The sequence below is a fragment of the Brevundimonas vesicularis genome (assembly GCF_014204545.1).
Taxonomy (GTDB): Bacteria; Pseudomonadota; Alphaproteobacteria; order Caulobacterales; family Caulobacteraceae; genus Brevundimonas; species Brevundimonas vesicularis_B.
In genome coordinates this window covers 83639-107687 of the sequence record NZ_JACHLJ010000003.1, presented here as the reverse complement: position 1 = coordinate 107687, position 24049 = coordinate 83639, and the positions used below count along the sequence as shown (strand labels likewise).

General features: G+C 67.3%; 22 protein-coding genes. 9 read left to right on the top strand and 13 right to left on the bottom strand.

What is annotated here, in order from left to right:
* Positions 1-14: 14 nt before the first annotated feature.
* The 5 genes from HNP47_RS12345 to ccmA are packed head-to-tail and all read right to left on the bottom strand — an operon-like array spanning position 15 to position 2899.
* Positions 15-575 (bottom strand): DsbE family thiol:disulfide interchange protein, encoded by a 561-nt coding sequence (locus tag HNP47_RS12345; RefSeq protein WP_184279834.1) that lies wholly within the window; start codon positions 573-575, stop codon positions 15-17.
* Positions 572-805: a heme exporter protein CcmD gene (gene ccmD / locus HNP47_RS12340; RefSeq protein ID WP_184279833.1), complete on the bottom strand. Its 234-nt coding sequence runs from the start codon at positions 803-805 to the stop codon at positions 572-574. The genes HNP47_RS12345 and ccmD overlap by 4 nt, the downstream gene beginning before the upstream one ends.
* Positions 806-809: 4 nt before the next feature.
* Positions 810-1529, bottom strand: a complete 720-nt coding sequence (locus tag HNP47_RS12335; protein ID WP_161639844.1) for a heme ABC transporter permease — start codon at positions 1527-1529, stop codon at positions 810-812.
* Between the two features lie 39 nt (positions 1530-1568).
* Positions 1569-2279: a heme exporter protein CcmB gene (gene ccmB / locus HNP47_RS12330; RefSeq protein WP_184279832.1), complete on the bottom strand. Its 711-nt coding sequence runs from the start codon at positions 2277-2279 to the stop codon at positions 1569-1571.
* Positions 2276-2899, bottom strand: a complete 624-nt coding sequence (gene ccmA / locus HNP47_RS12325; protein WP_184279831.1) for a heme ABC exporter ATP-binding protein CcmA — start codon at positions 2897-2899, stop codon at positions 2276-2278. Before ccmA ends, ccmB begins: the two co-directional genes overlap by 4 nt.
* Positions 2900-3107: 208 nt before the next feature.
* On the opposite strand from ccmA, the gene acnA reads away from it, so the two are divergent.
* Positions 3108-5834 carry an aconitate hydratase AcnA gene (acnA, locus tag HNP47_RS12320; RefSeq protein WP_184279830.1) on the top strand — a complete coding sequence of 909 codons (2727 nt, stop codon included), beginning with the start codon at positions 3108-3110 and terminating at the stop codon, positions 5832-5834.
* A 77-nt stretch (positions 5835-5911) separates the two neighbouring features.
* On the opposite strand, the gene HNP47_RS12315 is transcribed toward acnA, so the two are convergent.
* The 3 genes from HNP47_RS12315 to HNP47_RS12305 all read right to left on the bottom strand — a co-directional run bounded on the left by HNP47_RS12315 (position 5912) and on the right by HNP47_RS12305 (position 8581).
* Entirely contained in the window at positions 5912-7285 is a 1374-nt protein-coding gene (locus tag HNP47_RS12315) for an NAD-dependent succinate-semialdehyde dehydrogenase (protein ID WP_184279829.1), read from the bottom strand.
* 92 nt (positions 7286-7377) lie between these two features.
* The gene (locus tag HNP47_RS12310) at positions 7378-7629 is read right to left on the bottom strand and encodes a hypothetical protein (RefSeq protein ID WP_184279828.1); all 252 of its coding nucleotides are present in this window, start codon (positions 7627-7629) and stop codon (positions 7378-7380) included.
* A 52-nt stretch (positions 7630-7681) separates the two neighbouring features.
* A complete protein-coding gene (locus tag HNP47_RS12305; RefSeq protein ID WP_017506284.1) occupies positions 7682-8581 on the bottom strand; it encodes a hydrogen peroxide-inducible genes activator in 900 nt (299 codons plus the stop codon).
* 144 nt (positions 8582-8725) lie between these two features.
* Here HNP47_RS12305 and katG point away from each other — a divergent pair, with 144 nt between their 5' ends.
* The gene (gene katG / locus HNP47_RS12300) at positions 8726-10996 is read left to right on the top strand and encodes a catalase/peroxidase HPI (RefSeq protein WP_184279827.1); all 2271 of its coding nucleotides are present in this window, start codon (positions 8726-8728) and stop codon (positions 10994-10996) included.
* 62 nt (positions 10997-11058) lie between these two features.
* Here katG and HNP47_RS12295 read toward each other — a convergent pair whose 3' ends face one another.
* Together HNP47_RS12295 and HNP47_RS12290 are read right to left on the bottom strand one after the other, a co-directional pair.
* The gene (locus tag HNP47_RS12295; protein ID WP_184279826.1) at positions 11059-11832 is read right to left on the bottom strand and encodes a glutaminyl-peptide cyclotransferase; all 774 of its coding nucleotides are present in this window, start codon (positions 11830-11832) and stop codon (positions 11059-11061) included.
* Positions 11833-11837: 5 nt separating this feature from the next.
* Positions 11838-12665 carry a TerC family protein gene (locus HNP47_RS12290; protein WP_184279825.1) on the bottom strand — a complete coding sequence of 276 codons (828 nt, stop codon included), beginning with the start codon at positions 12663-12665 and terminating at the stop codon, positions 11838-11840.
* 346 nt (positions 12666-13011) lie between these two features.
* Here HNP47_RS12290 and HNP47_RS12285 point away from each other — a divergent pair, with 346 nt between their 5' ends.
* From HNP47_RS12285 to HNP47_RS12260, 6 genes are all read left to right on the top strand, one after another.
* The gene (locus tag HNP47_RS12285; protein WP_184279824.1) at positions 13012-13566 is read left to right on the top strand and encodes a F0F1 ATP synthase subunit delta; all 555 of its coding nucleotides are present in this window, start codon (positions 13012-13014) and stop codon (positions 13564-13566) included.
* 72 nt (positions 13567-13638) lie between these two features.
* A complete protein-coding gene (atpA, locus tag HNP47_RS12280; RefSeq protein ID WP_039243850.1) occupies positions 13639-15171 on the top strand; it encodes a F0F1 ATP synthase subunit alpha in 1533 nt (510 codons plus the stop codon).
* A 33-nt stretch (positions 15172-15204) separates the two neighbouring features.
* The gene (locus HNP47_RS12275; RefSeq protein WP_174086486.1) at positions 15205-16083 is read left to right on the top strand and encodes a F0F1 ATP synthase subunit gamma; all 879 of its coding nucleotides are present in this window, start codon (positions 15205-15207) and stop codon (positions 16081-16083) included.
* Between the two features lie 37 nt (positions 16084-16120).
* Positions 16121-17656, top strand: a complete 1536-nt coding sequence (gene atpD, locus HNP47_RS12270; protein ID WP_184279823.1) for a F0F1 ATP synthase subunit beta — start codon at positions 16121-16123, stop codon at positions 17654-17656.
* Between the two features lie 2 nt (positions 17657-17658).
* Positions 17659-17928, top strand: a complete 270-nt coding sequence (locus HNP47_RS12265; RefSeq protein ID WP_184279822.1) for an ATP synthase F1 subunit epsilon — start codon at positions 17659-17661, stop codon at positions 17926-17928.
* Positions 17929-18013: 85 nt separating this feature from the next.
* Complete coding sequence (locus HNP47_RS12260; RefSeq protein ID WP_184279821.1) at positions 18014-19147, top strand: serine hydrolase domain-containing protein; 1134 nt, start codon at positions 18014-18016, stop codon at positions 19145-19147.
* On the opposite strand, the gene HNP47_RS12255 is transcribed toward HNP47_RS12260, so the two are convergent.
* The 3 genes from HNP47_RS12255 to HNP47_RS12245 all read right to left on the bottom strand — a co-directional run bounded on the left by HNP47_RS12255 (position 19132) and on the right by HNP47_RS12245 (position 22789).
* The gene (locus tag HNP47_RS12255) at positions 19132-20646 is read right to left on the bottom strand and encodes a DHA2 family efflux MFS transporter permease subunit (protein ID WP_184279820.1); all 1515 of its coding nucleotides are present in this window, start codon (positions 20644-20646) and stop codon (positions 19132-19134) included. The genes HNP47_RS12260 and HNP47_RS12255 overlap by 16 nt on opposite strands.
* Before the next feature lie 25 nt (positions 20647-20671).
* Complete coding sequence (gene rarD, locus HNP47_RS12250; RefSeq protein WP_184279819.1) at positions 20672-21598, bottom strand: EamA family transporter RarD; 927 nt, start codon at positions 21596-21598, stop codon at positions 20672-20674.
* A gap of 144 nt (positions 21599-21742) precedes the next feature.
* Positions 21743-22789, bottom strand: coding sequence for an aspartate-semialdehyde dehydrogenase (locus HNP47_RS12245; protein ID WP_184279818.1), 1047 nt, complete (start codon positions 22787-22789; stop codon positions 21743-21745).
* A gap of 146 nt (positions 22790-22935) precedes the next feature.
* Here HNP47_RS12245 and zapE point away from each other — a divergent pair, with 146 nt between their 5' ends.
* On the top strand, positions 22936-24027 hold the full coding sequence (zapE, locus tag HNP47_RS12240) for a cell division protein ZapE (RefSeq protein ID WP_184279817.1): 1092 nt from the start codon (positions 22936-22938) through the stop codon (positions 24025-24027).
* Positions 24028-24049 lie beyond the last annotated feature (22 nt).

Sequence of the window (24049 nt, the reverse complement as noted above, 5' to 3'; positions counted from 1 at the left end):
GGGTTAACGCGGCCTCACCACTTGGTCGGCGCGGGACGGGGCGGGGCCTGCATGGAGGCGACCAGCCGGTCGATGTCGGCGTCGTCCAAGAGGGGGCCGGACTGTTTGGCGGTGATGCGGCCCATGGCGTCGACGGCGAAGGTCTCGGGCACGCCGGAGATGCCGAGGTCGAGGCCCGCACGACCTTCGCGGTCCACCAGCACCATGGCATAGGGGTCGCCCAGTTCGTCGAGGAAGGCGCGGGTGGCGACCGGCTCGTCCTTGTAGGCGATGCCGACCACGGCGACGCCGCGCGCCTTCAGCGCCAGCAACTTGGGGTGTTCGATCCGGCACGGCGCGCACCAGGAGGCGAACACATTGATCAGCATGGGCCGACCGACGCCGGCGGTCTTCAGGTCCAGATTGCCCGGTCCCGCCTGGTCGCCCGACAGCAGGGGCAGGACCGTCTCGGGGATGGTCTGGCCGACCAGGGCGTCGGGCTTGAACGCCGGATCGCGCTTCAGCGACCAGCCGACGAACAGGGCCGCTAGCGCCGCGAGGACCGCCAGCGGGATCAGAGCCAGCCAGCGGTTCACGGGCGAAGCCCTGTTTCTTTTGGCCCTATCGCGCTTAGCGCTGCTTGAGGGCGGTGGGTGTCCGCTGCTTTTGGGTGTGTGTCTTGGTCTGCCTCAAGTCGGGCCAGTGCGCGCTTCCATTTGCGGGAGGCGACGACGGCGCGGACGGTCAGGACGATCAGCACCAGGGCGCTGACGCCCCAGGCGGGCCAGACGAAGGCGGCGTAGGGGGTCATGTCGAGGTCGAGCATGGCTTCAGGCCTCCTGAGCCAGACGGGCGCGCAAGGTCATGACGCGGCGGCGGCGGATCTCGGTGCGGATGGCGGTCAGCCACAGGGCCGCGAACAGCACGCCATAGGCCGCGAGCATGGTCAGAAAGGGCGGCAGATAGACGGGGTCCAGCCCCGAGGAGCCAGGCGTCAGGAAACTGGCGGGCTGATGCAGGGTGTTCCACCAATCGACCGAGAATTTCACGATCGGCAGATTGATCAGGCCGACCAGACCCAGGACGGCGGCGGCGCGCCCGGCCTTCTGCTCGTCGTCGATCGAGGCCCTCAGCGCCATATAGCCGAGGTAGAACAGGAACAGCACCAGCACGCTGGTCAGGCGCGCGTCCCACACCCACCAGGTCCCCCACATCGGCTGGCCCCACAGCGAGCCGGTGAACAGGGCCAGGGCCGTGAAGGCCGCGCCCGGCAGGGCGGCGGCGCGAGCGGCGGCGTCGGCCAGGGCGTGGCGGAAGACCAGTGCAAAGAAACTGGACACGCCCAGCGCCGCATAGGCGCCCAGGCCCAGAGTGGCGGCGGGAACATGGACGAACATGATCCGAACCGTGTCGCCCTGCTGATAATCGGCCGGAACGGTGAAGCTGAGCCAGGCGCCGACGCCCAGCAGCACGGCGGCGAGCCCCCACAGAACGGGCGTCAACGGGCCGGTGAAGGCCATGAAGCGCTGCGGATTGGACAGGCCGAACATCGGTTCAGCGCTTACGCAACGAATGGACGGCGGGCAAGCTCACCCTTGCGCGTTGCGAACGGCGGCGGCACCGGCGAGGGGCGCGACGACGGCGGCGAACAGGACGTAGGCGCAGAGCAGAGCCAGCGCCGGGCCGACCGGCTGGCCCGATCCAGCGCGCTCCAGGGCGCCGGCGCCGAAGACGACGGGCGGGATGAACAGCGGCAGGACGACCACGGCGATCAGCAGGCCGCCGCGCTTGGCTCCCAGCGCGAGGGCGGCGCCCAGCCCGCCCGTGAAGGCGAAGCCCGCGCCGCCGATCACGGCGGTCAGGGCGACGAGCGGCGTCAGCGATGGCGGCAGGCCCAGGGCCAGGGCGGCGACGGGGGCGGTCAGGGCCAAGGGCAGACCGACGGCGATCCACTGGGCCAGGGCCTTAATCAAGACGACCTGTTCCAGCGCCAGATGGCCGAGCGCCAGCAGGTCCAGACCACCGTCCTCCATGTCCCGCTCGAACAGCCGCTCCAGCGACAGCAGGGACGCCAGGGCGAGCGCCAGCCAGGCGACGCCGCCCGCGACTGGGCCGAGCGTGCGCGGATCGCCGCCGGCCGCCAGCGGCAGGATGGCGGTCAGACAGGCGAAGAAGCCGCAGGCCAGCAACGGGCCGCCGCCCCCGCCCCAGGCCAGATCCAGCTCGCGCTCCAGCAGAACGCGCGTCGCGCCGCGCAGGCCGGGCGGACGGGGTTCCTGATCGACATCGTGGCGGCTCACTTCAGGCTCCCCAGATCGAGAGAGCGGGTCGGCAGCGGCAGGGGGTCGTGGACGGCGGCGACGATCAGGCCGTCGGCGTCCAGATGACGCTGCATCTGCCCGGCGAAGGCTTCGCGCCAGCGGGCGTCCAGCGGCGCCATCGGCTCGTCCAGCAGCCACAGGGCGCGCGGCGATCCGACCAGCCGGCCCATGGCCAGGCGACGGCGCTGACCGGCCGAAAGACGCCGGACCTCTAGGTCCAGCAGGGGCTTCAGGCCGAAGGCCTCGACGGCGTGGTCGACGCCGTACTGGGTGTGGCCCAGCCAGTCGCACTGAAACCCCAGCTCTTCGCGCGCGGTCCGGCCGCCCTTCAGCCCGTCCAGATGACCGAGAAAGTGGGTTTCACGTCCACGCGCCTGCCGCTCGTCCAGCTTATTGCCGTCGCCGTCCTGGAAGGCGACCGTCCCGGCGTCTGGCCGCAACAGGCCGGCGATCGCGCGCAGCAGGCTGGTCTTGCCCGCACCGTTTGCGCCCGTCAGGGCCAGCACCTCGCCGGCGCGCAAGGTCAGGTCGAGACCGTCGAACAGTCGCCGCTCGCCGCGTGAGACGGTCAGGCCGGCGAGGGTGAGGGTGTGGATCATCGCGTTTCACCCGCCGCGCCAAATCTGCGAACCCTTCTCAATGTCCACGTCAGGGGTGTGGACACATGGACGGTGCGGCGTGGCGGGGCTATAGGCACGGTCGCCGCAGCAGGCTTTCGCCGCGCGCGCAGGGGCCCTGTGAGCCGCTGCGTCTGCCGCGCGAAGGCGCAACCGGATTGTCGGGCGGCGCTGACCAGAGGAAGACTCCATGCCGTCGAACGACAGCTTCAAGACCCGCCAGGACCTTTCCGTCGGGCGTAAGAAATACGCCTATTACAGCCTTCCCGCCGCCGAGGAAGCCGGTCTGACCGGGATTTCCCGTCTGCCGCGCTCGATGAAGGTGCTGCTGGAGAACCTGCTGCGCAACGAGGACGGCGTGTCCGTCACCGAGGCCGACCTGAAGGCCGTCGCCGCCTGGGTCGAGAACAAGGGCTCGGTCGAGCACGAGATCGCCTTCCGCCCGGCCCGCGTCCTGATGCAGGACTTCACCGGCGTTCCCGCCGTGGTCGACCTGGCCGCCATGCGCGACGCCATGAGCGCCCTGGGCGCCGACGCCGCCAAGATCAACCCGCTGGTGCCGGTCGATCTGGTCATCGACCACTCGGTCATGGTCGACAACTTCGGCACGTCCAAGGCTTTCGGCCAGAACGTCGAGCGCGAATACGAACGCAACATCGAGCGCTACAACTTCCTGCGCTGGGGCTCGTCGGCCTTCAACAACTTCCGCGTCGTGCCCCCCGGCACCGGCATCTGCCACCAGGTGAACCTGGAGAACCTGGCCCAGACCGTCTGGACCCTGGATGAAGGCAAGAAGACCGTCGCCTATCCCGACACCGTCGTCGGCACCGACAGCCACACCACCATGATCAACGGCCTGGCCGTCCTCGGCTGGGGCGTCGGCGGCATCGAGGCCGAGGCGGCCATGCTGGGCCAGCCGATCCCGATGCTGATCCCCGAGGTCATCGGCTTCAAGCTGACCGGCGCCATGCCGGAAGGCACGACGGCGACCGACCTGGTGCTGACCGTCACCCAGATGCTGCGCAAGAAGGGCGTGGTCGGCAAGTTCGTCGAATTCTTCGGCGACGCCCTGCCGAACATGACCATCGAGGACCAGGCGACCATCGCCAACATGGCCCCGGAATACGGCGCCACCTGCGGCTTCTTCCCGGTCTCGGCCGCCACCATCGGCTATCTGACCGCCACGGGCCGCGACAAGGCGCGCGTCGCCCTGGTCGAAGCCTATGCCAAGGCGCAAGGTCTGTGGATCGACGAGACGAGCGAAGACCCCGTCTTCACCGACGTGCTGGAACTGGACATCTCGACCGTCGTGCCGTCGCTGGCGGGTCCGAAGCGTCCGCAGGACCGCGTCGAACTGACCACCGCCGCCCCGGCCTTCGAAACCGCCCTGACCGACGTCTTCGCCCGTCCGTCCGACGCCGAGCGCGTCTCGGTCGATGGCCAGAAGTTCACCGTCGGCGACGGCGATGTGGTCATCGCGGCCATCACTTCCTGCACCAACACCTCCAACCCCTCGGTGCTGATCGCCGCCGGTCTGGTGGCGCGCAAGGCCAATGCGCTGGGCCTGAAGGCCAAGCCCTGGGTCAAGACCTCGCTGGCCCCCGGCTCGCAGGTCGTGACCGACTATCTGACCGACGCCGGCCTGCAGAAGGATCTGGACGCCCTGGGCTTCAACCTGGTCGGCTATGGCTGCACCACCTGCATCGGCAACTCGGGTCCGCTGGATCCCGCGATCTCGAAGGCGATCAACGACAACGCCTTGGTCGCGACCTCGGTCCTGTCGGGCAACCGCAACTTTGAAGGTCGCGTGAACCCCGACGTCCAGGCCAACTATCTGGCCTCGCCGCCGCTGGTCGTGGCCTACGCCATCGCCGGCTCGATGCGGATCGACATCACCAAGGATCCGATCGGTCAGGACAAGAAGGGCAATGACGTCTTCCTGAAGGACGTCTGGCCGACCACGCAGGAAATCGCCGACATCCAGCGCAAGTCCGTCACCCCGGCCATGTTCGCCAAACGCTACAAGGACGTGTTCAAGGGCGACAAGCACTGGCAGGCCATCAAGGTCACCGGCGGTCAGACCTATGAATGGGACGACAGCTCGACCTACGTCGCCAACCCGCCCTATTTCGATGGCCTGTCGATGGACCTGACCCCGGTTCAGGACGTGGTGGAGGCCCGCGTTCTGGCCATCTTCGGCGACTCGATCACCACCGACCACATCAGCCCGGCCGGTTCGATCAAGAAGACGTCGCCCGCCGGCGTCTATCTGACCAACCACGGCGTCGAGGCGGCCGAGTTCAACAGCTACGGCGCCCGTCGCGGCAACCACGAAGTCATGATGCGCGGCACCTTCGCCAACATCCGCATCAAGAACCGCATCACGCCCGAGATCGAAGGCGGCGTGACCAAGCACTTCCCGTCGGGCGACACCATGTCGATCTATGATGCGGCCATGCGGTATCAGTCGGAAGGCCGCCCGCTGGTCGTCTTCGCCGGCAAGGAATACGGCACCGGCTCGTCGCGCGACTGGGCGGCCAAGGGCACGCGTCTGCTGGGCGTTCGCGCCGTCATCGCCGAAAGCTTCGAGCGCATCCACCGTTCGAACCTGGTCGGGATGGGCGTCGTGCCGCTGCAGTTCAAACAGGACGGCTGGCTGAAGCTGGGCCTGACGGGCGAGGAGATCGTCACGATCCGCGGCCTGTCGGACGCCAACATCGGCAAGCTGAAGCCGCGTCAGGACCTGTGGGTCGAGCTGTTCCGCCCGTCGGACGGCAAGATGGCCCGCTTCCCGGTCCGCTGCCGCATCGATAACCAGACCGAGCTGGACTATCTGCTGGCCGGCGGCGTCATGCCCTATGTGCTGCGGAACCTCGCGCGCGGCCCGGAAACCGAAGCGCCCATCGCCGCCGAATAGGTCGCGGTTCGTCCAGACAAGAAAGAGGGCCGGCGGAGCGATCCGCCGGCCCTTTTCCGTTTGCCGAATGGCGGTGGTCAGTCGGCGCTCACGACCACCAGCTTGCGGTTCACGAACTCCTTGATGCCGACATCGCCCAGCTCGCGGCCGAAGCCCGAGCGTTTGACGCCGCCGAACGGAAGCTCGGGCATGGAGGTCGTGGTGGTGTTGATGAAGACCATGCCGGTCTCGATCCGAGAAGCCAGTTTGCGGGCGCGGTCGGTGTCGCCCGAGAAGATCGAGCCGCCCAGGCCGAAGTGGGAATCGTTGGCCAGGGCCACGACCGCATCGTCGTCCTCGACCACGAAGACCTGGGCCACCGGGCCGAAGAACTCCTGATAGAAAGCTGGGTTGTCGCGCGCGACGTCAGTCAGGACGGTCGGCTCGTAGAAAAAGCCGGTGTGGTCGGCGGGCTTGCCGCCGGTCAACGCCTTGGCGCCGTGCTGGATCGCCTCTTCCACCTGTTTGGTCAGGGTCTTCAGCGCATCCTCGGATGAGAGCGGACCCAGGTCGGTGGCCTCGTCCAGCGGGTCGCCCATCACGGCATTCTTCATGCCTTCGACGAAGCCGGTGATGAAGGCGTCGGAGACCGACTTCTGGACGATGAAGCGTTTGGAGCCGGTGCAGACCTGGCCGGCGTTTGACAGGCGGCCTTCGACGCCCGCCGCAACCGCCTTTTCGATGTCGGCGTCGTCCAGCACCACGAAGACATCGCTGCCGCCCAGTTCCAGCGTGGACTTCTTCAGCATTTCCGAGGCGCGGGCCGAGACCTTGGCGCCGGCGCCCTCCGATCCGGTCAGGGCCACGCCCTGGATGCGGTTGTCGCCGATCAGTTCGGCGACCTTGTCCGAGGAGATGTAGAGGTTGGCGACGAAACCTTCGGGCGCGCCGGCCTCGTGCACCAGTTCGGCGAAGCGGGCGGCGCAGCGCGGCACGATGCCCGCGTGCTTGTAGAGCACGGGATTGCCGACCGCGATGGCGGGCGCGACGACGCGGATTAGCTGATAGATCGGGAAGTTCCACGGCTCGACCGCCAGGAGCACGCCGATCGGGTGAAACTCGACCCAGGCCTCGCCCAGTTCGCTGTCGATCTTTTCAGGCTTGAGGAAATCGGCGGCCTTCTCGGCATAGTAGGCGGCGATGCCGGCGCACAGATCGATCTCGCCCCGCCCCTGAGCCAGGGGCTTGCCCATCTCCTCGGCCATGGTGCGGGCCAGGTCGTCGCGGTTTTCGGTCAGCAGGCCTGACAGGGATTTCAGCACCGCGAGGCGCGGCTGGATGTCGCCCTTGGACCAATTCGAATGGAACAAGCCGTCCGCCTTGGCCAAGGCGGCCTCGACGGCGTCGTCGGTGTGTTCCGGATAGTCCTCGACCAGTTTTTCGGTGAAGGGATTGAGGGTGCGATAGGCCATGGGTCGTCCTGAAGCTTCGGTCAGACGCCCGGGGCGGCGCCGATCCGTTGTCAGGAAACAAACGCGACCTGTCGGGGCGGGTTGCCTGGCGGTCAGTCCGGATCGCTGAACGGCGGCGGGAGTTGGCCGGACTTGAAGAGGATGGTGGGCTCCTCGTCATAGTCGCCCATTTCGGTGTCGGCCGAGACGGCGAAGGCGACGACGCCCAGACGCAACGGCGCCAGCCGTTCGGCCTTGCGGCGCGCCTCCTCGGCGTCCTTGCAGCCGACCTGCTGTTCGGCGCGCAGGGCCTTGCCCCGGCCCTGGACATAGGACTGGACGATGTAGACGGTTTCGGTTGCCATGCGCTTCCCAAGCGGCCTGTTCGGCGCTCAGGTCAACAGGGTCAGTCCAGTTTCAATCCAGCTTAAGGGCCTCGGCCAGCAGCCGGGCCTCGGCGGCGCGGCTGGACCCGGCGCGCCAGGCGACGACGATCTCGCGGTGGGGCGGGGCGCCGTCGGCCTGGTTTTCGAAGGCGCGAATAGCGACGGAAGGGTTGTCGGCCAGACCGGCCTGGACCGCCATCTTCGGCAGGAAGGAGACGCCGAGGCCCGAGCCGACCATCTGGACCAGGGTGTGCAGGCTGGTGGCGGCGAAGACGTCGTCGCCGCGCGGGGCCTCGATATCCAGCGCCGCCAGAGCGTGGTCGCGCAGGCAATGGCCGTCTTCCAGCAGGATCAGATCCTCGGCCCGCAGCGAGCCGGGACGGATGGGGCCGGGCGCGGCCAGGGCATGGTCGGCGGGGGCGGCGGCCATGATCTCGTCATCGCCGATGCGAGCGTGGGCGATGCCCGGCGCATCGTAGGGAAGGGCGATGACCGCGGCGTCGATCTGACCCGCCTTCAGCGCGGCGATCAGACGGGGTGTCAGATCCTCGCGGATGAACAGTTTCAGGCTGGGATAGGCGGCCTTTACCGAAGGCAGTTTGGCCGGCAGCAGGAAGGGGGCCACGGTGGGGATGACGCCCAGGCGGAAGCGGCCGGACAGCAGACGTCCGGCGTTCTTGGCCGCCTCGACCAGATCCTCGGTGCGGGCCAGGACGTCCTCGGCGCGGCGAACGGCCTCGGCTCCGACGGCGGTCATGATCACGGCGCCGCGCGCGCGTTCGACCACCGGCGCGCCCAGGATGCGCTCAAGCTCCTGCACCCCGGCGCTGAGGGCGGGCTGGCTGACGTGGGCGGCCTCGGCGGCGCGCGAGAAGCTGCCGTGTTCGGCCAAGAGCTTGAGATACTGGAGCTGACGCAGGGTGGGGAGCATGAGTGCGAAATAGGCCTGTCCTATGCTGACGCCAAGGATAATCGATTGGCTTTATCTGTTCGACCCGTGTCGTATGACCCCATCATGTACAGGGCGATGGATATCGCTCGCCGTCGTGCGCCAATGCAGCAGGGAGAAAACATCATGACCGACGAAGCCAAATGCCCCTTTTCCGGCCGGACGCCCCGGTCGGTTGCAGGCGGCGGCGTGCAGAACCGCGATTGGTGGCCCAACCAGCTGCGGGTCGATCTGCTGAACCAGCATTCGACCAAGTCTGATCCGCTGGGCGAGTCGTTCGACTACCGCGAGGCCTTCTCCAAGCTGGACTATGAGGCGCTGAAGGCGGATCTGCGCGCGCTGATGACGGACTCCAAGGACTGGTGGCCGGCGGACTTCGGCCATTACGGCCCGCAGTTCATCCGCATGGCTTGGCACAGCGCCGGCACCTATCGCGTCGGCGACGGTCGGGGCGGCGGCGGGCGGGGCCAGCAGCGGTTCGCCCCGCTGAACTCCTGGCCCGACAACGTCAATATCGACAAGTCGCGTCGCCTGCTGTGGCCGATCAAGCAGAAATACGGCCAGGCCATCTCATGGGCCGACCTGATGATCCTGACCGGCAACGTCGCGCTGGAGACGATGGGTTTCCGCACCTTCGGCTTCTCCGGCGGCCGCGCCGACACCTGGGAGCCGGATCAGGACGTCTATTGGGGTCGCGAGACGACCTGGCTGGGCGGCGACGAACGCTATGCCCACGGCTCGGACGGGGTGGTGAAGCCGGGCGACGCGGCCGTGCTGGTTTCGGACGATGACGCCGACGGCGACGAGCATACGCGCGATCTGGAGAACCCCCTGGCCGCCGTGCAGATGGGCCTGATCTACGTCAATCCAGAGGGGCCGGACGGCAACCCCGATCCGATCGCGGCGGCGCGCGACATCCGCGACACCTTCGCCCGGATGGCGATGAACGACGAGGAGACGGTCGCCCTGATCGCGGGCGGCCATACCTTCGGCAAGACGCACGGCGCCGGTCCGGCCGACCACGTCGGCGCAGAGCCGGAAGGCGACGGCCTGGAGGCGCAAGGCCTCGGCTGGACCTCCAGCTTCGGCACGGGACACGGGGCCGACGCCATCACCAGCGGCCTGGAAGTCACCTGGACCCAGACGCCGGCCCAGTGGAGCAACTTCTATTTCGAAAACCTGTTCGGCTTCGAATGGGAGCTGGAGAAGTCCCCAGCGGGCGCGCACCAGTGGGTCGCCAAGGACGCGGGCGAGATCATCCCGGACGCCCACGATCCGGCCAAGAAGAAGCGGCCGACGATGCTGACGACCGACCTGTCGATGCGGTTCGACCCGGAATACGAGAAGATCTCGCGACGCTTCCTGAACGATCCGCAGGCCTTTGCCGACGCCTTTGCGCGGGCCTGGTTCAAGCTGACGCACCGCGATCTGGGGCCGCGTTCGCGCTACGTCGGGCCGGAAGTCCCGAGCGAAGTTCTGTTGTGGCAGGATCCGGTGCCGGAGGTGGATCATCCGCTGATCGACGCGACGGACGCGGCGGCTCTGAAGGCCAAGGTGCTGGACTCGGGCCTGAGCGCCGCCGAACTGGTCGGCACAGCCTGGGCCTCGGCCTCGACCTTCCGGGGCGGGGACAAGCGGGGCGGAGCGAACGGCGCCCGCATCCGCCTGGCGCCGCAGAAGGATTGGGCCGTCAACCAGCCCGAACAGCTGGACCGGGTGCTGAAGACGCTGGAGCGCATCCAGACCGAGTTCAATCAGGCGCAGACGGGCGGCAAGAAGGTCTCTTTGGCCGACCTGATCGTGCTGGCTGGCAATGCGGGCGTCGAGCAGGCGGCCAAGGCGGCGGGCCACGACGCCAGCGTGCCGTTCACGCCCGGCCGGACGGACGCCAGCCAGGCGGACACGGATGTCGAGTCCTTTGGCTATCTGGAGCCGGTCGCCGATGGCTTCCGCAACTTCCAGAAGGCCCGCTATGCCGTGCCAGCCGAGTCGCTGCTGATCGATCAGGCGCAGCGGCTGACGCTGACGGCGCCGGAGATGACGGTGCTGATCGGCGGCTTGCGCGCCATCAACATCAATACGGGCGGCGCGACGCACGGCGTGCTGACCGAGCGGCCGGGCGTGCTGTCCAACGATGTCTTCGTCAATCTGCTGGACATGGACGTGAAGTGGGCGGCGACCTCGGACGCCCAGGATGTGTTCGAAGGGCGCGACCGTCGCACGGGCGAACCGAAATGGACCGGCACCCGCGTCGATCTGGTGTTCGGCTCCAACGCCGTGCTGCGCGCCCTGGCCGAGGTCCATGCCGGGGCGGATGCGGAGGCCAAGTTCGTGTCGGACTTCGTGGCCGCCTGGACCAAGGTGACCGAGCTGGATCGGTTCGACCTGCACGGCTGAGCCGCATCCGGGTCTGAAGAAGCAAAGGGCCGGACGCCGTCGCGTCCGGCCCTTTCGCTGTTCTAGCGCAGCTTGATCTCGAACAGTTGCGGCCAGCGCTTGCCGGTGACGAACAGCCGCTTGCCGGCGGCGTCCCAGGCGATGCCGTTCAGGACGTCGTCATTGGGGTCCAGGCCGGCGTCCTTGGGGACCAGGGCGGTCAGGTCGATGAAGGCCTTCACCACGCCGGTCTCGGGGTCGATGCGGGCGATGCGGCTGTCCTGCCACAGGTTGGCGAAGACCTCGCCGTCGATCCATTCCAGCTCGTTGATCTGATCCAGCGGCTTGCCGTCGGCGGTGACGGAGACGCGGCCGGTCTCGGCGAGAGTCTCGGGATCGAGGAAGCGCAGCTGGTCGGTGCCGTCGCTCATGATCAGGCGGCGGCCGTCGGTGGTCAGGGCCCAGCCTTCACCTGGATACGAAAAGCCGCCCAGGGGCGAGAAGTCCTCCAGCTTCCAGATGAAGCCGATGTGGTTGCGCCAGGTCAGGCTGTAGAGCTTGCCGTTCAGCGCGGTCATGCCCTCGCCGAAATAGATGGTCGGCAGGTCGCGCTGGCGCTCCACGCGGCCGGTCTCCAGATCCACCTTGCGGATGAAGGACGGATAAAGGCCCGTGCTCTCGTAAAGGCCGCCGTCATGGAAGAAGAGGCCTTCGGTGAAGGCCCCCGTGTCGTGCGGATAGGCCCGCACGACCTCGTAGGACTGGACCGGGACCTCAGCCCTGACCGGCAGGGCGACGCCTGTCGTCAGCAACAGGCCGGCGACAAGGCCGGCGAGCCGGGACGACAGGCGCGTCATGAGCCTCAGCCCCGCTCGGCGGCGGCTTCGGCCTCGGCCTTCTGGGCGCGGGCCTCGGCGGCGTTCGCCTCGCTGCGGGCCAGTTCGGCCTTTTCCTTCTTGGATGCGGATTTGCGACCCAGCATGTTCAACGCCTCAACACCGGCCGAGAAGGCCATGGCCGCATAGATGTAGCCCTTGGGCACATGATAGCCGAAGCCGTCGGCGATCAACACCATGCCGATCATCAGAAGGAAGCCGAGCGCCAGCATGACGACGCTGGGGTTCTTGTTGATGAAGTCAGCCAGCGGGTCAGCGGCCAGCAGCATGACGGTCACGGCGACCAGAACGGCGACGACCATGATCGGCAGGTGCTCGGTCATGCCGACGGCGGTCAGGATCGAGTCGATCGAGAAGACGATGTCCAACAGGATGATCTGGAAGATGGCCGCGCCGGCGTTGGCGATGACCACGTCCTTCTTGTCCATGACATCGTGGCTGGGCGTGGGATCGACCGTGTGGTGGATTTCCTTGGTCGCCTTCCAGACCAGGAAGAGACCGCCCGCGATCAGGATCAGGTCCTTCCACGAGAATTCATTGCCCATGACGGTGAAGACCGGCTGCACCAGACCAACCAGCCAGGCGATGATCGACAGCAGGGCCAGACGCATGATCAATGCCAGACCGATACCGATACGCCGCACCTTCTGGCGCTGATTTTCGGGCAGCTTGTTCGACAGAATTGAGATGAAGATCAGGTTGTCGATGCCGAGCACGACCTCCATCACGATGAGGGTCACCAATGCGGCCCAGGCGGCCGGATCGGAGAGCAGGGGGGTTATGCTGTCGAGCATTGGGTTTCCTGATGGAGGATAAAGCTTGAGCGGAAAGCGCTAGGGCCGACGCCGGTTCCGATCAAGCGATGGGGTGCGGCGTCATGGTCGCACCCCCCCCGGGGCGCGGTGGTCCACGCCACGCTGTGTGGCAGGAAACGGCGGCGCGCCATCGCCCTGCGGCATCGGCGCGCCTTCACGCAATGTTGCGAGCGGCGAAACCCCGTGCTATCAGGCGCCCGGCTTGGAGGGGGCGTATTTACGGATACGGCCTCCGTCGTGCTTTCCGTAAGCATTTCAAGCTTTTGACCGTTGCGAGCCTCGCAGTCGGTTGCGACCCTGACACAACGACCTCGGACCCTAATCAGTGGCTGATGATTTCAGAACGACGGAAGTCGGCGATCGCTACGCACAGGCGCTGTTCGACCTGGCGCTGGAAACCGGCCGCCTGGACGCCGTCCGCGCCGACCTGAAGTCGCTGAAGGCGGCCTGGACCGAAAGCGCCGACCTGCGTCGCTTGGCTGTCTCGCCCGTCATCGCCGCGCCCGACCAGGCCAAGGGTCTGGTGGCCATCGCCGCCAAGGCCAAGTTCGAGCAGACCACGACCAACTTCCTGGGTCTGCTGGGTCAGAACCATCGCGCCAAGGATCTGCCCGCCGTGATCGCCGGGTTCGAGGCGCGCTACGCCAAACACGCCGGCGTCGTCGCCGCCGAGGTCGTCTCGGCCCAGCCGCTGGACGCCAACCAAGTCGCCGCCATCATCGCCGCCCTGTCCAAGAGCCTGGGCAAGGCGCCGGAACTGACCGCGCGCGTCGATCCGTCGATCCTGGGCGGCCTGAAGGTCAAGGTGGGCTCGAAGCTGTTCGACGCCTCGCTGAAGACCAAGCTCGACCAGATGAAGTTCGCCCTCAAGCGCGCCTAAACGCGCTCCCGCCACCACGAATGCGCGCCTGAACGGCGCACCCGCAGAAGACTGAAGAACAGAGAGCCCGTCATGGACATCCGCGCCGCTGAAATCTCGGCCATCCTCAAGTCGCAGATCGCCAACTTCGGCGTCGAAGCCGATGTCTCCGACGTCGGCAGCGTGCTGTCGGTCGGCGACGGCATCGCCCGCATCCACGGTCTGGACAATGTCCAGGCCGGTGAAATGGTCGAGTTCACCAAGGCCGGCGTGAAGGGCATGGCCCTGAACCTGGAACGCGACAACGTGGGCGCCGTGATCTTCGGCGCCGACGCCGCCATCGCCGAGGGCGACGACGTGCGCCGCCTGGGCGAGATCGTGGACGTGCCGGTCGGCCGTGGCCTCTTGGGCCGCGTCGTCAACCCGCTGGGCGAGCCGATTGACGGCAAGGGCCCGATCGAGTTCACCGAGCGCCGCCGCGTGGACGTCAAGGCGCCGGGCATCATCCCGCGCAAGTCGGTCCATGAGCCGATGCAGACCGGCCTGAAGGCCATCGACACCCTGATCCCCGTCGGCCGCGGCCAGCGCGAGCTGATCATCGGCGACCGTCAGGTCGGCAAGACCGCCGTCGCCATCGACACCATCCTGAACCAGAAGAACGTCAACAAGACCGACGACGAGAGCGCCAAGCTCTACTGCATCTACGTCGCCATCGGTCAGAAGCGTTCGACCGTCGCCCAGATCGTCAAGACCCTCGAAGAGTCGGGCGCGCTGGAGTACACGATCGTCGTGGCCTGCACCGCCTCGGAGCCGGCCCCGCTGCAGTTCCTGGCCCCGTTCGCCGGCACCGCCATGGGCGAGTTCTTCCGCGACAACGGCATGCACGCCCTGATCGTCTATGACGACCTGTCCAAGCAGGCCGTGGCCTATCGTCAGATGTCGCTGCTGCTGCGCCGTCCGCCCGGCCGTGAAGCCTATCCGGGCGACGTCTTCTACCTGCACAGCCGCCTGCTGGAGCGTTCGGCCAAGCTGAACGAAGATTACGGTTCGGGCTCGATGACCGCCCTGCCGATCATCGAAACCCAGGCCAACGACGTTTCGGCCTACATCCCCACCAACGTGATCTCGATCACCGACGGCCAGATCTTCCTGGAATCGGACCTGTTCTATCAGGGCATCCGTCCGGCCGTGAACGTCGGCATCTCGGTGTCGCGCGTCGGCTCGTCGGCCCAGACCAAGGCGATGAAGAAGGTCGCCGGTTCGATCAAGGGCGAGCTGGCCCAGTATCGCGAGATGGCCGCCTTCGCCAAGTTCGGCTCGGACCTCGACGCCTCGACTCAGAAGCTGCTGGCGCGCGGCGCTCGTCTGACGGAATTGCTGAAGCAGCCGCAGTATTCGCCGCTGGCGATGGAAGAACAGGTCGTCTCGGTCTACGCCGGCACGCGCGGTTACATCGACGGCATCGCGGTCGGCGACGTGGGCCGTTTCGAGAAGGAACTGCTGGCGCGCATCCATGCGAACCACGCGTCGCTGCTTGAAGGCATCCGCACCAAGAAGGACCTGACCTCGGACCTCGAAGCCGAGCTGAAGGACATCCTGGCCGCCTTCGTCAAGACCTTCGCCTGAACCCGTCTGGTAAGCTGAGAGAGTAAGCGCCGGATGGCCAGCCTCAAGGAAATGCGCAATCGGATCGGAAGCGTGAAAGCCACGCAGAAGATCACGAAAGCCATGCAGATGGTCGCCGCGGCCAAGCTGAAGCGCGCCCAGGACCAGGCCGAAAGCGCCAGGCCCTATGCGCAGAAGATGGCCTCGGTCATCGCCAATCTGGCCGCCGGCGTCTCGGGCGCCGACGCGCCGAAGATGTTGGCTGGCACGGGTCAGGACCAACGCCACCTGATCGTGGTGGCGACGGCGGACAAGGGTCTGGCGGGCGGTTTCTCGACCAACGTCATCCGCGCCGCGCGCGAGCGGATCAACAGCCTGATCAACGCCGGCAAGGATGTGAAGATCATCGCCGTCGGCAAGAAGTCGCGCGATCAGCTGGCGCGTCTGTACGGCGACAAGGTGATCCACACCTTCGAACTGTCGGACCACAAGACGGTCGGCCTGCCGTCGGCCCAGCCGGTCGCCGAAATGATCGCCACGGCGTTCGAAGAGGGTCAGGCCGATGTGGTCACCCTGTTCTACAGCCAGTTCAAGTCGGTGATTCAGCAGGTCCCGACCGGCAAGCAGCTGATCCCTGCCGTGGTCGATGGCGATGCGGCGCCGATCGACCTGAACGGGGCGGTCTATGAGTACGAGCCCTCCGAAGAGGAAATTCTGGAAACCCTGCTGCCGCGCGCGCTGACGACCCAGATCCTGGCCGCCCTGTACGAGAACCAGGCCGGCTTCTTCGGCTCGCAGATGGCGGCGATGGACAACGCGACGCGCAATGCGGGCGATCTCATCAACGCCCTGACGCTGCAGTACAACCGCAAGCGCCAAGCCCAGATCACCACCGAGCTGATCGAGATCATCGCCGGCGCCGAAGCCCTCTGATCCCGACCGAACAGACATTCCGATACGGACCCCAACCATGACCGACACCGTCGCCCCCAAAAAACCCGCAGCCCGCAAGCCCGCCGCCGCCAAGGCCGCTGCGGTCTCCGCTCCTGTCAACGTCGCCGGCTCGGGCAAGATCGCCCAGGTCATCGGCGCCGTCGTCGACGTCGAGTTCGACGGCCAACTGCCGGCGATCCTGAACGCCCTGCACACCCAGAACGTCGACCAGAAGACGGGCGAGCCCTTCACCCTGGTGCTGGAAGTCGCCCAGCACCTGGGCGAGAACATGGTCCGCACCATCGCCATGGACACGACCGAAGGCCTGACGCGCGGCCAGCCCGTGACCGACACTGGTTCGTCGATCCAGGCGCCCGTGGGCCCCGGCACCCTGGGCCGCATCATGAACGTCGTCGGTCAGCCGATCGACGAACAGGGCCCGATCAAGACCGACCTGTACCGCCCGATCCACCGCGAGGCGCCGTCGTTCGAAGAGCAGTCGACCTCGTCGGAAATCCTGGTCACGGGCATCAAGGTCATCGACCTGATGTGCCCCTACACCAAGGGCGGCAAGACCGGCCTGTTCGGCGGCGCCGGCGTGGGCAAGACCGTCACCATGCAGGAACTGATCAACAACATCGCCAAGGCGTACGGCGGTTATTCGGTTCTGGCCGGCGTGGGTGAACGCACCCGCGAAGGCAACGACCTGTATCACGAGATGATCGAGTCCAACGTGAACGTGGACCCGACCAAGAACGGCGGCTCGACCGAGGGCTCCAAGTGCGCCCTGGTTTACGGCCAGATGAACGAGCCCCCCGGCGCCCGCGCCCGCGTCGCCCTGACCGGCCTGGCCCAGGCGGAATACTTCCGCGACGAAGAGGGCAAGGACGTTCTGCTGTTCGTCGACAACATCTTCCGCTTCACGCAGGCCGGCTCGGAAATGTCGGCTCTGCTGGGCCGCATCCCCTCGGCCGTGGGCTATCAGCCGACGCTGGCCACCGAGATGGGCAACCTGCAAGAGCGCATCACCTCGACCAAGAAGGGCTCGATCACCTCGATCCAGGCCATCTACGTCCCCGCCGACGACCTGACCGACCCGGCGCCCGCCGCCTCGTTCGCCCACTTGGACGCCAAAACGGTTCTCTCGCGTGACATCGCCGCCCAGGCCATCTTCCCGGCCGTGGACCCGCTGGATTCGACCTCGCGGATCATGGACCCGCTGGTCATCGGCGAAGAGCACTACAACGTCGCCCGTTCGGTCCAGGAAGTCCTGCAGTCCTACAAGGGCCTGAAGGACATCATCGCCATCCTGGGCATGGATGAGCTGTCGGAAGAGGACAAGCTGGTCGTGGCCCGCGCCCGCAAGATCAGCCGCTTCCTGTCGCAGCCCTTCTTCGTGGCCGAGCAGTTCACCGGTTCGCCCGGCAAGTTCGTCTCGCTGGAAGACACGATCCGTTCGTTCAAGGGCATCGTCGCCGGCGACTACGACCACCTGCCTGAAGCCGCCTTCTACATGGTCGGCTCCATCGAAGAGGCCGTCGCCAAGGCCGAGAAGATGGCGTCGGAAGCCTGATCATGGCCGGCAAGCTGAACTTCTCTCTCGTCTCGCCGGAACGCGAGGTCTTCTCGGGCCTCGTGGACCAGGTCGATGCACCGGGCGTCGAGGGCGACTTCGGCGTTCTGCCGGATCATGCGCCCTTCATGACCGCCCTGCGCGAGGGCCTGGTGACCGTCTATAACAACGGCTCGAAGATACAGTACGACGTGCACGGCGGTTTCGCCGACGTGAACGGCGAAGGCCTGACCATCCTGGCCGAACAGGCCACCGAGGTCGTCGCCGCCTGATCCTGTCGACGGATCGAACGATTTGAGGCCTCCCGTTTCGGCGGGAGGCCTTTTTCGTGAGCGATGGGCGCGCTAGGACCGGCCTATGACCGATCTCATCGACATTCACGGCGTCTGCGCACCCGGTTTTGAGGCCGTGCGCGAGGCGTTCGCCGCCAACTTCACCGCGGCGCCCGAGGGGCTGAACGAGCAGGCGGCGCGGTTCAGCGTGCTGGTCGAGGGCGAGGCGGTCGTCGATCTGTGGGCGGGCCATGCGGATACGGCCAAGACGACGCCGTTCACCGACACGACCCTGACCTCGGTGTTTTCGACCGGCAAGGCGGTGATGGCCATCCTGATGGCGAGCGCGGTCGAGGCCGGGCAGATCGATTATGACCAGCCGGTCGCCTCGCTGTGGCCCGAGTTCGGCGCGGCGGGCAAGGCGGAGGTCACCGTCGCCCAGCTGATGAGCCACCAGTCGGGTCTGCCGGGCTTTTCCGAGGCGGTCGATCCGACGATCTGGTTCGACGTGTCCGCGGTTCTGGCGCGTCTGGCGGCCCAGGCGCCGATGTGGGCGCCGGGCACGGCCTCGGGCTATCACCCGATCACCGTCGGCTATCTGGCCAACGAGGTCTATCGCCGCGCGACCGGACGAACGATGGGCCAGGCGCTGCGCCAGGACTTTCCCGATCTGGACCTGTGGATCGGCCTGCCCGAAAGCGAGCATGGACGGGTGGCGCAGATGCGCAAACCCACGGCGGCGCCCAGCCTGGGGGCCATCGATCCGATCAAACAGGCGGCCTTCCTGGATCGCGGCTCGGCGCCGGGCGGACGGGGTTCGGCGGCCTGGCGCGAGATGGAGATTCCGTCGGCCAATCTGCACGGCACGGCCCTGGGGTTGGCGAAGATGCTGGGCGTGGTGGCCAATAATGGCGTGCTGGACGGCCGGTCGGTGCTGTCGGCGGGGACGCTGGATCAGATGACGCGCGAGCGCATCCACGGGCCGGACAAGGTGCTGCCCTATACGATCAGCTGGGCGGCCGGTCTGATGCGCAATGACGGGCTCAAAGTGTTCGGGCCGAACGAAGCCTTCGGCCATTATGGCTGGGGCGGGTCGATGGCCATGGCCGATCCGTCGCGGAAGCTGTCGGCGGCCTATGTTATGACGCGCCAGTCGCCGCACCTGATCGGCGACCCTCGGCCCAAGCGGTTGCTGGACGCGCTTTACGCCGCCTTCTGAACAGGGCCGGGCGCGGTCAGCAGGCCGATCAGGCCGGCCAAGCCCGCGCAGCCGGCGCATGTCAGGATCACGGCTCGGAAGGCCGCGTGGAAGGCGTCTCGGACGGCGGGCATAATCTCGCCGCCCGACATGACCTGCGCCAGCTGGGCGCGCGCGTCAGGCAGATTGGCGACGCCGGCGAAAACCGCCGACAGCACCAAGCCCAGGAGGGCCACGGCCAGAAGGCTGGCCACGCGCGCCACCGCATTGTTGACGCCCGAGGCCACACCGGTGTGGCCCGCCTTGACCGCCCCCATCACCGTCGCCGTCAGCGGCCCGACCGCCAGGGTCATGCCGATCGCCAGCACCGTCATGCCCGCCAGCGGTCCGTCGACATAGCCGGCGCCCGGCGCAGGCACGGCGAGGAGCGCCAGTCCGATCCCGGCCAGAGCCGGCCCGACGCTGAGCGACAGACGCGCGCCGAACCGATCGGCGACGCGTCCCGCCAAGCCGGACAACAGGCCCATGACGGCGGCGAAGGGCAGCATGGCGGCGCCGGCCTCGGTCGCGCTCCAGCCGTGAACCCGGATCAGATCGAAGGGCAGGAAGAACATCGCTCCGCCCAGGGCGAAATAGAGCAGCAGGGTCAGCAGGTTGATGCCGCTGAAGACCGAGGACGAAAACAGGTCCAGCGGCATCATCGGATGGGTCTGGCTCGCTTCGGCCCAGACGAAGGCGGCCAGCAGCGCCGCGCCCACGATCAGTCCGGCGAGGATGACGGGCGATGCGAACCCCAGGTCGGGCGCGGCGGTCAGGGCCCAGGTCAGGGCGCCCAGTCCGGCGACGGCCAGAACCGCGCCCAGACCATCCAGACCGCGCGCGTCCGGATCGCGGCTCTCGGGCGTGGCGGCCAGGGTCACGACGGCGGTCAGGATCGCCAGCGGGACGTTGATCCAGAAGATGGCGCGCCAGTCGGCGGCGTCGGCCAGCCATCCTCCGATCAGCGGCCCGACCATGCCGGTCAGGGCCCCGAACCCGGCCCAGGTTCCAAAGGCCTTGCCCCGCTCCTCGGGCGGGAAGGTCGCGCCGATCACCGCCAGGGCGCCGGGCGTCAGCAGGGCCGCGCCGATCCCCTGGATCGCCCGGCCGGCGACCAGGGCCTGGACGGTGGGGGCCAGGGCGCAGCCGATAGAGGCCAGGGCGAAGATCGCGACCCCGATCAGAAAGACCCGCCGCCGGCCGAACCGATCGCCGGCTGCGCCGCCGATCAGGACCAGGGCGCCAAGTGTCAGCAGATAGGCGTTCGACACCCACTGCACCGCCGCCGTGCCGGCCGCGAGATCCCGCTGCACGGCGGGCAGGGCGACGCCCAGGGCCGAGCCGTCGATGAAGGTCAGGCTGGAGCCCAGCACCGTCGCGGCCAGCACCCAGCGTTTGCGCGCCGCCGACAGCGGATGGGCCGGTTCGGCGGCGGCGTGGACCTGTCCGCCTTCGCAGGGGCCCGGTTGGGCGGTCGTCATGGCCTCGCCTCCGTGTGGGCGAAGGCTACGCCGGTTCCGCCGTGGTCTTCAACGCCTCGCGTGCGGCGCGGCTGCGATTGAAGGCGGCCAGGGCGAAGACGCCGGCGCCGGCCCAGATGAAGACGAAGGAGACGATCCGCAGCACGGTCAACGGCTCGCCGGTCGCGACGCCGCAGGCGAACTGCAGCGTCGGGGCCAGGAACTGGATGAAACCGACCGTGGACAGGGGCAGACGCCGCGCCGACCAGGCGAACAGCGCCAATGGGATCACGGTCGCCGGGCCGTTCACCAGCGCCCAGATCAGGCCGGAGGGCGAGGCGAACCCGACCGCGTGACTTTGGGTGGTCAACCAGGCCAGGAAGACCGCGCCAATGGGCAGCAGCACCAGACATTCCACGAACAGCCCGGTCTGGGCCGAGGCGGGCACGCGCTTACGGATCACCGCATAGGCGCAGAAGGTGACGGCCAGGGTCAGGCCGATGATCGGCAGATGCCCGAGGGCGATGGTCTGGATCACGACCCCGATGGCGGCCAGACCGATGGCGAGCGCGCTCCAGCGGTCAATCTTCTCGCGGAACAGCACGGCACCGGCCGCCATATTGAGCAGGGGATTGATATAGTAGCCGAGGCTGGCCTCCAGCGTCGCGTGATGCGTGGTGGCGAAGACGTAGAGGCTCCAGTTCGTGCCGATCAGCAGCGCGGACAGGGCCAGCCAAGCCAGGGTGCGCGGCGTGGCCAGCACCCGGCGCGCCTCGCCCCATTGCCCGGCCAGCAGCAGGACCAGGCCGGCAACGAAGACCGACCAGACCGCCCGGTGCGCCAGGATTTCGGGCGCGCCGAAGCCGTGCGCCGCCATCGCCATGAACAGCAGCGGCAGAAGCCCCCACAGGGTGTAGCAGGCGATGGCCGTGCCGACGGCGCGGGGGTCGTTGGGAGAGGGGGTGGCGCTCATGGCGCGTATTCCTTTCACCCCCTTGCCGTCATCCTCGGGCTTGACCCGAGGATCGGGCGCGGCGGGCGTCTATGCGTCGCTCGTTCGCACCAGCGGCGCAACATCCGGTCCTCGGGGCAAGCCCGAGGATGACGAAAGTGAGGATCAGACCGTGATCGAACGATATCCCGACGACGACTTGATCACGCCGGTCTCGTCCAGCAGCTGGGCGATCTGGACCGCGTTGAGGGCGGCGCCCTTGCGCAGGTTGTCGGACACGACCCAAAGGTTCAGGCCGTTCTCGACGGTCGGGTCCTTGCGGATGCGGCTGACATAGACGGCGTGTTCGCTGGCCGCGTCGACGGGGGTGATATAGCCGTCGTGCTCCTGCTTATCGATGACTAGCACGCCCGGCGCCTCGCGCAGGATGGCGCGGGCCTCGTCGGGTTCGACGGGGCGGTCGAACTGGACGTTCACGGCCTCGGAGTGACCCACGAAGACGGGCACGCGCACGCAGGTGACGGTGACCTTGATGTCGGGGTCCAGCATCTTGTGCGTCTCGTCCGACATCTTCTTCTCCTCGTCGGTCGAGCCGTCCTCGAGGAAGGAGCCGATGTAGGGGATGACGTTGAAGGCGATCTGTTTGGGGAACTTCTTGGGCGTGGCGTCGCCCAGGCCATAGATGGCCTTGGTCTGGTTCCACAGCTCGTCCATGCCCTCCTTGCCGGCGCCGGACACCGACTGATAGGTCGAGACGACCACCCGCTTGATCTTGGCCGCATCGTGCAGCGGCTTCAGCGCCGTCACCAGCTGGATGGTCGAGCAGTTGGGGTTGGCGATGATGTTCTTCTTGGTCGCGTCCTTGATGGCGTCCGGGTTCACCTCGGGCACGATCAGCGGCACGTCGGCGTCCTTGCGGAAGGCCGAGGAGTTGTCGATCACGATGGGACCGGCCTTGCCGATCTTTTCGGACCATTCCTTGGACACTGCGCCCCCGGCGGACATCAGGACGATGTCGACCTTGGAGAAGTCGAACTGCTCGATGTCCTGGCATTTGATGGTCTTGTCGCCGAAGGAGACCTCGACGCCCTTGGATTTGCGCGAGGCGATGGCGTGGATTTCATCGACGGGGAATTCCAACTCCTCGAGGATGTTCAGCATTTCGCGGCCCACATTGCCCGTGGCTCCGACGATGGCGACGCGATAACCCATGTTTCTTGTCCTTCGGACGTGTTGCCGCTTGGCCAGAGGGGCCGAGCGGCTTCAGCGCGTTTTGTGTGGTGGTGGGGACTGCAATTAGGCGTTCGCAGCCGCGAAGCAATCGCTTTTCACTGTGCCGGGCTTTAAGCAGTCCTCCCATGACCTCCCGTATCCGCAACGCCTACGACATCCGCGTGGAAGAGGGCGTGCTGACGCCCGATCCGGCGCAGGAGAGCGTGATCACGGCGCTGGAGCGGCTGGAGGTCGATCTGGCCAAACGCGGCCTGTTCGGCAAGGCGCCGGAGGTGCGGGGCCTCTATCTCTACGGCCCGCCCGGACGCGGCAAGTCGATGCTGATGGACCTGTTCTATTCGGCGACGCCCGAGCCGCGAAAGACGCGCGCGCACTTCCACGCCTTCATGGCCCGTATCCACGATCTGGTGAAACAGTGGCGCGAGGGGGATGCGAAGACCCGCAAGGCCGTGTTCGGAACCCATAAGGGCGACGACCCCATCCCGCCGATCGCCAAGCTGATCGCGTCGGAAGCCCGGCTGCTGTGTTTCGACGAACTGCAGGTCACCGACATCGCCGACGCGATGATCCTGGGCCGGTTGTTCGAAGCCCTGTTCGAGGATCGGGTGGTGCTGGCCATCACCTCGAACCGCGCGCCGGAAGACCTCTACAAGAACGGCATCAACCGTCAGCTCTTCCTGCCCTTCATCGACATCATCCGCGAGCGCTGCGTGGTCGTGGAGACGGCCGGGGCGCGGGACTGGCGGCTGGACCGGATGACTTCGGCACAGGTCTGGCACACGCCGGACGACCGCGCGGCGTTCGAGACGTTATGGCGCGAGCTGAAGGGGGGTGAGCCGGAAGAACCGGCGCACCTGACCGTGCTGGGCCGCGACGTGGTGGTGAAGCGCACCGTGGGGTCGATGGCGCGGGCGACGTTCGCGGAGCTGTGCGCCAGGCCGCTGGGGCCGCAGGACTATCTGGCCATCGCCCAGCGGTTCCACACCCTGTTCCTGGAAGACGTGCCGATCCTGAGTTCGGCCAACCACCACGAGGCGCGGCGTCTGGTGACCCTGGTGGACGCCCTCTATGAGGCCAAGACCAAGCTGATCGTGCTGGCGGCGGCCAAGCCGGAGGCCCTCTATACCGAAGGGGTGGGGGCGTTCGAGTTCGAGCGCACCGTGTCGCGCTTCAACGAAATGCAGAGCAAGGACTGGCTGGCGCACGTCCGCGACTGACGGCTAGGGTAGGGCTGACCCT